10 protein-coding genes are annotated in these 13,573 nt (G+C 59.0%); 5 read left to right on the forward strand and 5 right to left on the reverse strand.

Annotated elements, in window-relative coordinates; translation table 11 throughout:
• The first annotated feature begins 147 nt into the window (after positions 1-147).
• The 3 genes from M1E04_RS20575 (at position 148) to M1E04_RS20585 (ending at position 6,355) form a co-directional block, all read left to right on the forward strand.
• A complete protein-coding gene (locus M1E04_RS20575; RefSeq protein ID WP_456293220.1) occupies positions 148-3,975 on the forward strand; it encodes a sensor domain-containing protein in 3,828 nt (1,275 codons plus the stop codon).
• A 221-nt stretch (positions 3,976-4,196) separates the two neighbouring features.
• Positions 4,197-5,450, forward strand: a complete 1,254-nt coding sequence (gene glyA, locus M1E04_RS20580) for a serine hydroxymethyltransferase (RefSeq protein WP_456291954.1) — start codon at positions 4,197-4,199, stop codon at positions 5,448-5,450.
• A 281-nt stretch (positions 5,451-5,731) separates the two neighbouring features.
• Entirely contained in the window at positions 5,732-6,355 is a 624-nt protein-coding gene (locus tag M1E04_RS20585; protein ID WP_456291955.1) for a hypothetical protein, read from the forward strand.
• A 235-nt stretch (positions 6,356-6,590) separates the two neighbouring features.
• Here M1E04_RS20585 and yjiA read toward each other — a convergent pair whose 3' ends face one another.
• From yjiA to M1E04_RS20600, 3 genes are all read right to left on the reverse strand, one after another.
• Entirely contained in the window at positions 6,591-7,559 is a 969-nt protein-coding gene (yjiA, locus tag M1E04_RS20590; RefSeq protein WP_456291956.1) for a GTPase, read from the reverse strand.
• Between the two features lie 132 nt (positions 7,560-7,691).
• Positions 7,692-7,889, reverse strand: coding sequence for a YbdD/YjiX family protein (locus tag M1E04_RS20595; RefSeq protein ID WP_065987541.1), 198 nt, complete (start codon positions 7,887-7,889; stop codon positions 7,692-7,694).
• Positions 7,890-7,915: 26 nt separating this feature from the next.
• Positions 7,916-9,985: a carbon starvation CstA family protein gene (locus tag M1E04_RS20600; RefSeq protein WP_192132885.1), complete on the reverse strand. Its 2,070-nt coding sequence runs from the start codon at positions 9,983-9,985 to the stop codon at positions 7,916-7,918.
• 153 nt (positions 9,986-10,138) lie between these two features.
• On the opposite strand from M1E04_RS20600, the gene M1E04_RS20605 reads away from it, so the two are divergent.
• A complete protein-coding gene (locus tag M1E04_RS20605; RefSeq protein ID WP_192132887.1) occupies positions 10,139-10,507 on the forward strand; it encodes a PilZ domain-containing protein in 369 nt (122 codons plus the stop codon).
• Between the two features lie 11 nt (positions 10,508-10,518).
• On the opposite strand, the gene radA is transcribed toward M1E04_RS20605, so the two are convergent.
• Positions 10,519-11,886, reverse strand: a complete 1,368-nt coding sequence (gene radA / locus M1E04_RS20610) for a DNA repair protein RadA (RefSeq protein WP_074888638.1) — start codon at positions 11,884-11,886, stop codon at positions 10,519-10,521.
• A 198-nt stretch (positions 11,887-12,084) separates the two neighbouring features.
• On the opposite strand from radA, the gene mscL reads away from it, so the two are divergent.
• Positions 12,085-12,534 carry a large-conductance mechanosensitive channel protein MscL gene (gene mscL / locus M1E04_RS20615; protein WP_065987544.1) on the forward strand — a complete coding sequence of 150 codons (450 nt, stop codon included), beginning with the start codon at positions 12,085-12,087 and terminating at the stop codon, positions 12,532-12,534.
• A gap of 239 nt (positions 12,535-12,773) precedes the next feature.
• Here mscL and M1E04_RS20620 read toward each other — a convergent pair whose 3' ends face one another.
• Positions 12,774-13,550 (reverse strand): ferredoxin--NADP reductase, encoded by a 777-nt coding sequence (locus M1E04_RS20620; RefSeq protein ID WP_456291957.1) that lies wholly within the window; start codon positions 13,548-13,550, stop codon positions 12,774-12,776.
• Positions 13,551-13,573 lie beyond the last annotated feature (23 nt).

Here is a 13,573-nt window from a genome sequence, read left to right on the forward strand (position 1 = left end):
GGGCAAACCGTCCGGCCCAATAGCGCTGGCACTTTGCCACAGCTCGGTGGCATGCTAGCCGCCTTTTGCGCACCGGGCTTATAGTGCGTATCGCACATGCTGATTCAGTCCAGTAGTCAGGATCACAGTTTGTTCAAACCGACACCCATCTCACCCCTGCGCCCATCCGATAGCGCAACGAATGTGCCTTTCAGAGGCGTACTCAGAGGTGCGCTCGCGGTCCTGGTCCTGATGATGTTGATGCTGTTGTTATGGCAGATGATCGAGCAGTTCCAGCAGTCTCAGGAGCGTCAGCACAAGCGCAGCATCGATTACAGCGTGCAGCTCGCCGACCGGTTGGGGCTGAACATGGCCCTCAACGCGCAGGTGGCACTGAACGTGCTCGACGAGGCGCACGACGCTTCGCAATCTGCAGACGAATCAGTGTCAGTGCTGGCCAGTCTGCGTCAGTCCATGCCGGCGCTGAAAAGCCTGGTCTGGCTCGACAGCGACGGGAATGTCACGGTTGACAGCGACGGCGATACCCGTGACGTCGGCTTTTTGACCCAGATGCATTCGGTCGTCCAGGGTCACCCATACTTTTATGCCAACGACTCGAGCGCCTCGACGCTCTACCTGTTCATCCGTCAGCCGGGCACCGGCACCGGCAATGAGCGCTACTGGGCGCTACGGCTCAAGCCCGACATGCTGAAATCCCTGTCCCACCAAAGCGACCTGGATTTCCAGCCCGCTTGGCGGCTGGAAGATATCAGCAGTCACCGCCCCCTTTACAAAAGCCTGCCTGACGCCGATGAGTCCGCTGACAGTGAGCTGCAGACCGTCCTTGTGCAGCCGCTGACCCACAGCGACTGGCAACTGCGTGGCCTGTTCGACCCGCAGAAAGCTCGCCAGACCCTTCTGCTCCCGCTGATCGGCAAATGCCTGCTCGCCCTGCTCTGTTCAATCATCCCGTTGTTCGCGTTGCGCAGCCTGCGCCGCCGCCAACTCCAGTTGCATCAAAGCCGTCGCCGCTACAAAGACATTTTTGAAGGCTCTGGCGTCGCGCTCTGTGTGCTGGACCTCTCAGGTCTGCCGGCCTGTCTGAAGCACCTGCACGTGAACAGCGGCGAAGACCTGAACGCGCGCCTGACCCGCCAGCCTGAGCAAATCAGCGACCTGCTTCAGCAGTTGCGCATCACCGAAGTCAATCAGGTCGCCGCTCAAGTGCTGCGCGCAGAATCGGCACAGCATGTCTGGCAACAGCTCATCGAAGGTTGCCCCCGCCTCAAAAACGGCATCGGTCTGCAGATCCTTCAAGCCGTCCTCGACGGGCAGCGTCAACTGGAGCTGGAAATTCTGCTACCCGGCGCTCAGGGCGGTGACCAGCATCTCTGGCTGGTCATGCGTTTGCCCGAGCAGGCCGAAGACTTTAACGCCGTCATCCTCAGCATCAGTGATGTTACTAACCGCAAGCAGGCCGAGCTGTCGCTGCAGGAGCGGGAGCGGTTCTGGTCGGATGTGGTGCGAACCGTTCCCGACCATTTGTACGTACAGGATGTAGTCACGCGCAGAATGATCTACAGCAACCACCACTTGGGCCAGACGCTGGGTTACAGCCGGCCCGAGCTGGAGGAGATGGGCGAATACTTCTGGGAGCTCTTGCTGCACCCGGATGATCTCAGCGCGTACGAGCAGTTACGCCGGACCCATGGCGAGCCTTGCAGCGGCGAGACGATTCATCGTCAGCTGCGCTTTCGTGACCGGCATGACGGCTGGCGCTTGCTCGACATCCGCGAACAGGCGCTGGCGGCGGATGACGACGGTCAGGTGCGGCGCATTGTGGGCGTCGCCAAAGACATCACCGAGCAAGTGGAAGCCAGTCAATCCCTGCGCGAGAGCGAACAGCGTTACCGCATGCTGGCGGAGAGCATCAGCGACGTCATCTTCTCCACCGACCCATTATTGCGGGCCAACTACATCAGCCCTTCTGTCCACACCGTGCTGGGTTACACCGCCGAGTGGATTCTGCAAAACGGCTGGAAAGCGATCATCGCCAACCCTCAGCAGCTCAGCGGCTTCAACGGGCTGCTGCAGCGGATCAGTAAGGCGTTGAAAAAGCCCGAAACCCTGGCAGACCTGCGCAGCGAGGTCACCACTCAGTTGTTCCTGTTCGATTGCATGCGCGCTGATGGTCGCAAGATTCCCGTGGAACTGCGTCTGGTTCTGGTGTGGGATGAATCCGGGACCTTCGAAGGCGTTCTCGGTGTGGGACGTGATGTCAGTCAGCAGCGGCGCGCTGAAAAAGACCTGCGGATGGCAGCCACGGTATTCGAGCACTCGACCTCGGCGATTCTGATCACCGACCCTGCGGGCTACATCGTGCAGGCCAACGACGCCTTCACCCGGGTCAGTGGCTACGCCGTGTCGCAAGTGCTGGATCAGATGCCGATGATGCTGACCGTCGAGAACCAGCACGCAGCGCACTTGGGCTACATCCTCAAACAGCTGAGCCAGCGCGGTAGCTGGGAGGGTGAGCTGTGGCTCAAACGGCGCGACGGCGAGCACTACCCGGCGTGGGTCGGAATTACTGCGGTGCTCGACGATGAAGGCGATCTGGCCAGCTACGTGTGCTTCTTCAGCGACATCAGCGAGCGCAAGGCCAGCGAGCAGCGTATTCATCGGCTGGCTTATTACGACGCACTGACCCATCTGCCCAACCGCACGCTGTTTCAGGATCGCCTGCACAGCGCGTTGCTGCACGCCGAACGTCAGCAAACGTGGGTGGTGTTGATGTTCCTCGACCTCGATCGCTTCAAGCCGATCAACGATTCGTTGGGCCATGCTGCCGGCGACCGGATGCTCAAGGAAATGGCTTTGCGCCTGCTCGGATGCGTCGACGAGGACGACACCGTAGCACGCATGGGCGGCGATGAGTTCACGCTGCTGCTGCAACCTCGCCCCACTCAACAGGCGGCGCTGAACCGTGCGATTCATGTGGCCGAACAGATTCTTGCCAGTCTGGTGAAACCCTTCGTGCTGGAAGGGCGCGAGTTTTTCGTCACGGCCAGTATCGGCGTCGCGCTCAGCCCTCAGGACGGTAACGAACTGAGTCAGCTGATGAAGAACGCCGACACGGCGATGTACCACGCCAAGGAACGCGGCAAGAACAACTTTCAGTTTTACCAAGCCGACATGAACGCCAGTGCCCTTGAGCGTCTGGAGCTGGAGAGCGACCTGCGCCATGCCCTGGAGCAGGGCGAGTTCACGCTGTATTACCAGCCGCAGTTCAGTGGCGACGGCAAGCGTCTGACCGGCGCCGAAGCGCTGCTGCGCTGGCGTCACCCGCGCCGCGGTTTGGTACCGCCAGTGGAATTCATCCCGGTGCTCGAAGAGCTCGGGCTGGTGGTCGAAGTCGGCGAGTGGGTGCTCAAGGAGGCCTGCCGCCAGTTGCGCGAGTGGCACCTGGCGCGGGTTCGCGTGCCCAAGGTGTCGGTGAACATTTCCGCACGGCAGTTTTCGGACGGTCAGCTGGGCACGCGCATTGCCGGCATCCTTCAGGAAATCGGTCTGCCGCCCGCCTGCCTCGAGCTGGAACTGACCGAAAGCATCCTGATGCGTGAGGTGAGCGAAGCCATGCAAATTCTGGCCGGGCTCAAGCGACTGGGCCTGAGCATTGCGGTCGATGACTTCGGCACCGGCTACTCGTCGCTGAATTACCTCAAGCAGTTCCCCATCGACGTGCTGAAGATCGACCGCACCTTCGTTGATGGCCTGCCGTCCGGCGAACAGGACGCGCAAATCGCCCGGGCGATCATCGCCATGGCTCACAGCCTCAATCTGTCAGTGATCGCCGAAGGCGTGGAAACCCACGAGCAGCTGGAGTTTTTGCGCGAACACGGCTGCGACGAAGTGCAGGGCTATCTGTTCGGGCGTCCCATGCCGGCGACGCGATTCGAGGCGCAGTTCAGCAACGATGCGCTGTTCATGCTTGATTAGCAGCGGCAAGCTACAAGCGGCAAGCTACAAGCAAAGCCGCAGCGCACCGCATTCAGCTTGAGGCTTGAGGCTTGAGGCTTGCAGCTTGCGGCTCGCGGCTTGCAGCCAGGCTTTAGCCTTGCATCGCGCTCATCACGCACATGACCCGCTTTCATATGCCAGATAAAACCCGATGGGTTAGAATGCCCCCCTTTTCTACTGCCCGATCCTCGAGGACCGCCATGTTCAGCCGCAATTTGACCATCGCCAAGTACGACTCCGACCTGTACGCCGCCATGGAACAGGAAGCCAAGCGTCAGGAAGATCACATCGAGCTGATCGCCTCGGAGAACTACACCAGCCCGGCCGTCATGGAAGCCCAGGGCTCGGTCCTCACCAACAAGTACGCTGAAGGCTACCCCGGCAAGCGTTACTACGGCGGCTGCGAATACGTCGACATCGTCGAGCAACTGGCCATTGACCGCGCCAAGGAACTGTTCGGCGCCGATTACGCCAACGTCCAGCCACACGCGGGTTCCCAAGCTAATAGCGCGGTGTACCTGGCGCTGCTCAATGCTGGCGACACCATCCTGGGCATGAGCCTGGCCCACGGCGGTCACCTGACCCACGGCGCCAGCGTTTCTTCCTCGGGCAAGCTGTACAACGCCATTCAGTACGGCATCGACGGCAACGGCCTGATCGACTACGACGAAGTCGAGCGTCTGGCGGTCGAGCACAAACCGAAGATGATCATTGCCGGTTTCTCGGCCTATTCGCAGATCCTCGACTTCCCGCGCTTCCGCGCCATCGCTGACAAAGTCGGCGCTTACCTGTTCGTCGACATGGCGCACGTAGCCGGTCTGGTCGCTGCAGGCGTTTATCCGAACCCTGTCCCCTTCGCTGACGTCGTCACCACCACCACCCACAAAACCCTGCGCGGCCCTCGTGGCGGCCTGATCCTGGCGCGCGCTAATGCCGAGATCGAGAAGAAGCTGAACTCCGCTGTTTTCCCGGGTGGCCAGGGCGGTCCTCTGGAGCACGTCATCGCGGCCAAGGCGATCTGCTTCAAAGAAGCGCTGCAGCCTGAGTTCAAGACCTACCAGGAACAAGTGGTGAAAAACGCCAAGGCCATGGCCGGCGTGTTCATCGAGCGTGGTTTCGACGTGGTGTCCGGCGGTACTGAAAACCACCTGTTCCTGCTGTCGCTGATCAAGCAGGACATCTCCGGTAAAGACGCCGACGCCGCATTGGGCAAAGCGTTCATCACCGTGAACAAGAACTCGGTGCCAAACGATCCACGCTCCCCGTTCGTCACCTCCGGCCTGCGCTTCGGCACCCCGGCCGTGACCACTCGCGGCTTCAAGGAAGCAGAGTGCAAAGAGCTGGCCGGCTGGATCTGCGACATCCTGGCCGACCTGAACAACGAAGCGGTGATCAACGCCGTTCGCGAGAAGGTCCAGGCCATCTGCGCCAAGCTGCCGGTTTACGGCGCTTGATAGCGGTTGTTTGATGTGAAAAAGCCCGGTTTGTTAGCCGGGCTTTTTTTTGTGAGCCGCCCGACGCATAGATTGAATTTATAACCTTAAGGTTAGGGAGTGAGTTATCACCTGACAGTTTTTGCATATTCTTACACCGATTTATAAGCTTGCCTCGCTATAAATGGCGTGCTTTTTATTCCTAAAGACTCTTGCCAACTGTCAAACGTGACAGCAGACGCCCATGTAACTGTCCTGACAAACTGAACGCTCCAAACAATCGGCGTCAAGGAAGATTTATCATGAGTACAGACATCGAAAAATCGTTTACTGCCACCTTGAAATACGACATCAATCGAGACAAAGCCGGAAGAAGCGATCTCATCAGCACCGACTTTTCTTATATTGATAAGTCAGATCGGGACGGTGGAACTCTCTGGAGTACCAACAGCAACCCTACACTGCAAAATGTTGACCATCAGTTCCTTTGCATTAATACGAAGGCGCGCGACGCAGTCACGCTGTACTTTCGCTACGATTCTAAAAACGGGGGCTATAGAATTTGGATTCGCAGCGGTAGCCAGAAAGGAATGATACTTGCCAGGACGAATCCAGGCTATATATATGCAAATAAAAACTATGACCGACCCCATCTCTGGCGGCTGGTACAGCGGGAGATAGGCGGGGAGTGGACCCCGACAACAGAATTTGATTACAATAAATCCGAACTTCTTATGCAGGTCTTAAAGGGTTCAACTTGGACAAATATCGGCTTGTACGCTAAAAAGATACCTGATTCAAGTGAACCGAATCTGTGGTGGTCTTATATTGAAACTGGAAATCAAGATCCGCATTGGTGGTTAGCTGATATCAAATACGGTGTTGATTATGAGCCGTCGGATGTGTGGGGTGCGGGGAAGGCCTAATAATGCCTAACCACTCTAACCCCGCCAGAGGCATGTCCCATTTATATAATTACAGCCTTTGTTAATGGACGGGTGTTGGCAGGATCGCAAGCAATTTTATTGCCTTCACCCGTACTTCTAGTCGAACTGGCTCACTTTATCCAAATATCGATTATGCACTGACGGATGTATGGGTGCGGCTATGACCTATGATCTGCTGGCGCCACCCACACTTTTGGATGGCTCAATTTCTATCTCACTCAAACAATGTGGAAAAACCCGCCCGGATCTTCTCTTCCGGCAGTTCATCGGCAATGAACACGATCACGCTTTCGCGCTTTTCGCCTTCTGCCCACTCTACGTCGAAATCAAATCCGTAGAGCTTCAGCACCCCCTGAAACACCAGTTTGCGATCCTCACCGGCGATGTTCAGCACGCCTTTGTAGCGCAGCAGTTGTTTGCCGTACTCTTCCAGCAACTCGTTCATGAAGGTGCTGAGCCTGTCGATATCCAGCGGCTGGTCACTGCGCAGGACCAGGCTGCTGATCCGGTCGATGGAGCGGCCTGCAGGGGCTGCCGGTCGCAAGGTCATCCCGCCGATGTCAGCGTTGAGGTTGAAGCCGCGCACGTCCAGCAGTTCGGCCAGATCGATCTTGCCGTGCTCGACCACACGGATCGGCGCACGTCGGTTGATGCGGGTCAAGCGCTCGCTCAATGCATTGAAAGCTGCTTCGTCCACCAGATCGGTCTTGCTCACCAGCAGACGATCCGCGAAGCCGATCTGCGCCTGGGCAATGGTCTGCTCCAGGTGCGTGTCGGCATGGGCGGCGTCGACCAGCGTAATGATGCCGTCGAGGATGTAGCGCTCACGCAGCTCCTCGTCGATGAAGAAGGTTTGCGCCACCGGTGCGGGGTCTGCCAGACCGGTGCACTCAATGACCAGCCGATCGAAAGCTATTTCGCCGCTGTCGAGCCGCTCCAGCAAAAGGAATAGCGCTTTGGTCAGGTCGGTGTGAATGGTGCAGCAGACGCAACCGTTGGACAGCGTCATGACCTGCACGGGCTCATCGCCCAGTAATTGGGTGTCGACGCCGGCATCACTGAATTCGTTCTCGATCACGGCGATCTTCAGGCCGTGCTCCTCCTTGAGCAGATGGCGCAGCAAGGTGGTTTTGCCGGCGCCGAGAAAGCCGCTGAGGATCGTGACGGGGATAGGTGTGAACAAAAAAAAGACCTCGATTCGCTGAAAAAAAACAGGAGTGAGATTGCTGGCGATTCGAAATGTCAGTCAGTACAGCGGCGACTGAATTAACGCATCGCGAGCAAGCTCACTCCTGCATGACCAGGGGTCACTTCATTAGCAACACTTGGGCCCGCCCTTCCCGCCGTAACGGGCGTCCTGGCGTTCCCGGAAGAACGCTTCGTAGGACATCACCGGCTTGTCCGGGTGAGTCTTCTGCATATGCTCAACGTAGTTGTCGTAATCCGGCATGCCCACCATGAGGCGGGCGGCCTGACCGAGATACTTACCCAGGCGACTCAGATCGTTGAACATAGGCAGCTCCTCGCGTTACAGCGCACTCAATGGGTTTCCGGGAACGCCTGGAATGGCGATTCCTTGTCGGTACGCTCCTTCTTGATCCACGCCGCACGCCCCACTTTCAGTGCATAGAACAGAATGCTCAGGACCACGAACAGGAACAGCGTGGTCAGGGTGGCGTTGGTGTAGGCGTTGAAGATCACATGCTGCATCTGGTCCATGGTCTTGGCAGGGGCCAGCACCTGACCGGCATCTGCCGCTGCGCTGTATTTCTTCGCCAGCGCCAGGAAGCCCACCGCAGGGCTCGGGTCGAAGAGCTTGATGAAGCCTGCGGTCACGGTGCAGATCAGTAGCCACGAAGCCGGCAGAATAGTGACCCACACGTACTGTTGGCGCTTCATTTTGATCAGCACGACCGTCGCCAGCATCAGCGCAATACCCGCCAGCATCTGGTTGGAGATACCGAACAATGGCCACAACGTGTTGATCCCGCCCAGCGGATCGATCACGCCCTGATACAGCAGATACCCCCACAGCGCGACACAACCACCGGTGCCGATGGCGTTGGCGGTCCAGGACTCGGTGCGTTTCAGTGCTGGGACAAAACTGCCCAGCAAATCCTGCAGCATGAAGCGGCCGGCACGGGTACCGGCATCGACTGCGGTCAGGATGAACAGCGCTTCAAACAGAATCGCGAAGTGGTACCAGAACGCCATGGTGTTCTGACCCGGGAACGCCTGGTGCAGGATCTGAGCGATCCCGACGGCCAGGGTCGGTGCACCACCGGCACGTGCCAGCACAGTGTTTTCGCCGATGTCCTTCGCCACCGCGGTCAATTGATCCGGCGTGATGAGGAAGCCCCAACTGCTGACCATCTGCGCGACCGAATTGACGTCGGAGCCGACGATAGCCGCCGGGCTGTTCATCGCGAAGTACACGCCTGGCTCGATGACCGAAGCCGCGACCATCGCCATGATCGCCACGAACGACTCCATCAGCATGCCGCCGTAACCGATGTAACGGGCGTTGACTTCGTTATCCAGCAGCTTAGGCGTGGTGCCCGAAGAAATTAGCGCGTGGAAACCGGATACCGCGCCACAGGCGATGGTGATGAACAGGAACGGAAACAGGGTGCCTTTCCAGACCGGACCGGTGCCGTCGGTGAACTGCGTCAGCGCAGGCATTTTAAGCTCAGGCGCGAGAATCAGGATGCCGATCGCCAGGGCGATGATGGTGCCGATTTTCAGGAACGTGGACAGGTAGTCGCGAGGCGCCAGTACCAGCCAGACCGGGAGCATGGCGGCGACAAAGCCGTAGCCGACCAGCATCCAGGTGATCTGAACGCCAGTGAACGTGAACATCGGCGCCCACTCAGGACTCGCTGCCACCAGACCACCAACCCAGATCGACAGCAGCAACAGCACGACGCCCACCACCGAGATCTCGCCGATACGGCCCGGACGTATGAAGCGCATGTAGATGCCCATAAACATCGCGATCGGAATCGTTGCCATGACCGTGAACATGCCCCATGGGCTCTCGGCCAGTGCCTTGACGACGATCAGCGCCAGCACCGCAAGGATGATGATCATGATCAGGAAGCAGCCGAACAACGCAATGGTGCCGGGAATGCGGCCCATTTCTTCGCGGACCATGTCGCCCAGAGAGCGCCCGTTACGGCGCGTGGAAAGGAACAGGATCATGAAGTCCTGAACCGCACCGGCCAGCACGACACCGGCAATCAGCCACAGCGTACCGGGCAGATACCCCATCTGCGCGGCGAGCACCGGACCGACAAGAGGGCCGGCGCCGGCAATGGCAGCGAAGTGGTGACCGAAGAGGATGTGTTTATTGGTGGGAACGTAGTCGAGCCCGTCATTTTTCAGCACCGCGGGGGTGGCCCGGGTCGGGTCGAGTTGCATGACCTTAGTTGCGATGAACAGGCTGTAGTAACGATAAGCGACCAGATAAATGGCCACTGCGGCGACCACAATCCAGAGTGCGTTGATCGCCTCCCCGCGACGCAACGCAACCACTCCCAGCGCCCAGGCCCCAAGGATGGCAACCATCAGCCAGGGCACGTGGCGCAGCAGACCATTATTGTTTTTCATTTTTTTTGATTCCAACTGAGTGGACTTATTTTTATTCAGCAAGCGGAGTTTAGCGCCGCCGGAGCGAAAGGCTACCCCCACGATGGTCTAGCGCGATATTTGTCCTATAGTCAACGCAGTGGGCGCTTGAGGCGCAGAAGGAGTAGTAGCGTAATGACCGAGAATCACAATGAACGTCGTCGCTTCAAACGCGTTGCATTCGACGCGAAAACCAAACTCAGCCAGGGCGAGCAGACCTGGACGGTTCAGCTGATCGACCTGTCGCTCAAGGGGCTGCTGATCGAAAAACCCTCGCCTTGGGAGGGTGATGCCAACCAGCGCTTCATGGTCGACATCGAGTTGCAGGACGGTATAGACGTCGTGATGGAGGTGCAGCTGACCCACGATGATCACAATCACCTGGGATTTGTCTGCAAGCACATCGAGCTCGATTCAGTGACGCACCTGCGCCGACTGATCGAACTCAACATTGCCGATCACGATGAACTGGAGCGCGAGCTGGGTGCGCTGATACATCTATAGGGCGCGCCGCCTTATTCGAACAACGCGTCCAGCGCTTGATCAAGGCGAGTCACGCCGATCACCGTCAGGCCGGGCGGCGACTCTTTCGGGGCGTTGCCCTTGGGCACGATGGCGCGCTTGAAGCCGTGCTTGGCCGCCTCTTTGAGTCGCTCCTGCCCACTGGGCACGGGGCGCACTTCTCCCGACAAGCCCACTTCACCGAACACCAGCAAGTCGCCCGGCAGCGCCCGGTTACGCAGGCTGGACATCACGGCGGCCATCAAGGCCAGGTCGGAAGCGGTTTCCAGCACTTTCACCCCGCCCACGACGTTGAGAAACACATCCTGGTCATGGGTGGGAATGCCGCCGTGGCGGTGCAGTACGGCCAGCAACATGGCGAGCCGGTTTTGATCCAGCCCCAACGTCACACGACGCGGGTTGGACAGGTGGCTGTCATCGACCAGCGCCTGCACTTCGACCAGCATCGGCCGGGTGCCTTCCCACGTGGCCATGACCACGCTGCCCGCGACTTCTTCCTGCGCGCGGGTGAGAAAGATCGCCGAGGGATTCGAGACTTCTTTCAAACCTTTGTCGGTCATGCCGAAAACGCCCAGTTCGTTGACGGCACCAAAGCGGTTCTTCACGGCGCGCAGCAAGCGCAGGCGGCCATCGGACTCACCTTCGAAATACAACACGGTGTCGACCATGTGCTCCAGGACGCGAGGCCCGGCCAGCGCGCCTTCTTTGGTCACGTGGCCGACCAGGAAGATCGCGGTACCGCTCTGCTTGGCGTATCGCACCAGCAACGCGGCGCTCTCGCGCACCTGGGATACGCCGCCGGGCGCAGATTGCAGCTGTTCGGTGAAGATGGTCTGGATCGAATCGATCACCATGACCTTCGGCTGCTCGATGCGCGCCGTGGCAATGATGGTTTCGATGCAGGTCTCGGTCATGACCCGCAGCTTGTCCTGGGGCAGGCCAAGCCTGCGGGCACGCATCGCGACCTGCTGCTGCGACTCTTCGCCGGTGACGTACAGCGCCGGCATGCGCTCGGCAATGGCGCAGAGGGTCTGCAACAGAATGGTCGACTTGCCAATGCCGGGGTCACCGCCGATCAGCACGACCGAGCCATCTACCAGGCCGCCGCCAAGGACGCGATCCAGTTCAGTGGAGTTGGTGGAAAAACGCGGGATTTCTTCGACACTGACTTCGGCCAGGGTTTTGATCTGTGCCTGTTGGCCGGTCCAGCCGGAACGACCGCTGGGCGCAGCCGCTGTGCTGTTGTCGATTACGGTTTCAACAAGGGTGTTCCATGCGCCGCATTCGCTGCACTGGCCGGCCCATTTGGGAAACGTCGAACCGCACTCGGTGCAGCCGTACATGCGTTTGGCCTTGGCCATGACACCCCCGATGTAAAAAGGGGCAATCATACCCGATGCGTCAAACCGTCGGGCGCAGCGCTACCGGGCATGCATGCTTTTGGAGGATTAAATAAAACTTACCGGGTCGTACCCGGTCGATTGCATGGTTTAAGCGGGATGCAACTAGCTGACTTACACTACATTTACCCCTCACATCTGTAACAAAGGAATACACCCATGAGCGTACTAAGCGAGTTCAAAGCCTTTGCCGTAAAAGGAAACGTCGTCGACATGGCCGTCGGTATCATCATCGGCGCGGCATTCGGCAAGATCGTTTCGTCGTTCGTAGGCGATGTAATCATGCCGCCCCTCGGGTTGCTGATCGGCGGCGTGGACTTCAGTGATCTGTCGGTCGTGCTGCGACCTGCGGAAGGTGCCGCGCCAGCGGTGGTGCTGGCTTACGGCAAGTTCATTCAGACCGTGATCGACTTTATCATCGTGGCATTCGCCATCTTCATGGGCGTCAAGGCAATCAACCGCCTGAAACGCGAAGAAGCCAAAGCCCCGACCCTGCCGCCAACGCCGTCCAAAGAAGAACTGCTGCTGGGCGAAATCCGCGATCTGCTGAAAGAGCAGAACAGCAAACCGGCTGCGCCACTGCCAGTGACGCCCGACCGGTTCGTTTAAGGGCTGAGGGCTGCGAGCATCCGGCTGTTTGCTCTGCATACTGAACGCGAGCTTCGCGAGCAAGCTCGCTCCCACAGGATCGGGGGATGGCTCGGAATCACCGCTCGCTGCTGGACGTGTGGGAGCGAGCTTGCTCGCGAAGACGGCATACCGGCCGCTGGAAACTCAGCGGATGCACCCCCATCTACTCGAGCAAGCCCGCTTCTGTGCGGGTCTTGCGATTGCAACGCTGTATGAACCTACCAGTAATTCTCCACCGCAATCTGTCCCGGCTTGCGCGTCAGCGCCAGGCGCATGTCGCGGGTCTTCAGTATCGCGCGAGTGTCTTCGATCATCTGCGGATTGCCGCAAATCATCACCCGTGAGTGCTCGGGTGTCAGCTCCACACCGGCCGCCTTCTCCAACTCACCGTTTTCGATCAGCGTGGTAATCCGTCCGCTGAGCGCCCCCGGATGCGACTCCCTCGTTACCGTCGCGATAAACGTGAATTTGTGAGCGTACTCAGCCAGGTATTCGCGCTGGGTCAGCTCGGCAATCAGCTGCTGGTAGGCCAGCTCCCGGGACTCGCGAGCGCTGTACACCAGAATGATGCGCTCGAATTTTTCCCAGACCTCAAAGTCCTGCAGAATCGACAGAAACGGCGCCACGCCAGTGCCTGTGGATAACATCCAGAGGTCGCGACCATCGGTGAAGCGATCCAGGGTCAGGTAACCCACCGCCTGTTTTTCCACCATCAGCGTGTCGCCCTGACGAAGCCGGCTCAACTCGCTGGTGAATTCGCCGTTGGGCACCACGATCGAGAAAAATTCGAGGAATTCATCGAAGGGTGAGGACACCACCGAGTACGCCCGCCACACCGTCGTGCCATCGGGTTTGTTGACGCCCAGACGTGCGAATTGTCCCGCCGTGAAGCGGAAACCGGGATCGCGGGTGGTGCGAAAGGTAAAGAGACTGGGAGTCAGCGGCGTAACGTCCAGCAGCGTTTGCCGGGTGAATTTCTCTGCACTGGCAGTCATGGGGCGCTCCTGGCTCCTGTCTC

This window comes from Pseudomonas sp. AK106 (assembly GCF_053903055.1).

What these genes read in the sequence shown, in the direction of transcription:
- glyA (WP_456291954.1), top strand. Translation starts at nt 4,197, where the DNA reads ATGTTCAGCCGCAATTTGACCATCGCCAAGTACGACTCCGACCTGTAC.
- M1E04_RS20585 (WP_456291955.1), top strand. Translation starts at nt 5,732, where the DNA reads ATGAGTACAGACATCGAAAAATCGTTTACTGCCACCTTGAAATACGAC.
- M1E04_RS20595 (WP_065987541.1), bottom strand. Translation starts at nt 7,889, where the DNA reads ATGTTCAACGATCTGAGTCGCCTGGGTAAGTATCTCGGTCAGGCCGCC.
- M1E04_RS20600 (WP_192132885.1), bottom strand. Translation starts at nt 9,985, where the DNA reads ATGAAAAACAATAATGGTCTGCTGCGCCACGTGCCCTGGCTGATGGTT.
- M1E04_RS20605 (WP_192132887.1), top strand. Translation starts at nt 10,139, where the DNA reads ATGACCGAGAATCACAATGAACGTCGTCGCTTCAAACGCGTTGCATTC.
- radA (WP_074888638.1), bottom strand. Translation starts at nt 11,886, where the DNA reads ATGGCCAAGGCCAAACGCATGTACGGCTGCACCGAGTGCGGTTCGACG.
- mscL (WP_065987544.1), top strand. Translation starts at nt 12,085, where the DNA reads ATGAGCGTACTAAGCGAGTTCAAAGCCTTTGCCGTAAAAGGAAACGTC.
- M1E04_RS20620 (WP_456291957.1), bottom strand. Translation starts at nt 13,550, where the DNA reads ATGACTGCCAGTGCAGAGAAATTCACCCGGCAAACGCTGCTGGACGTT.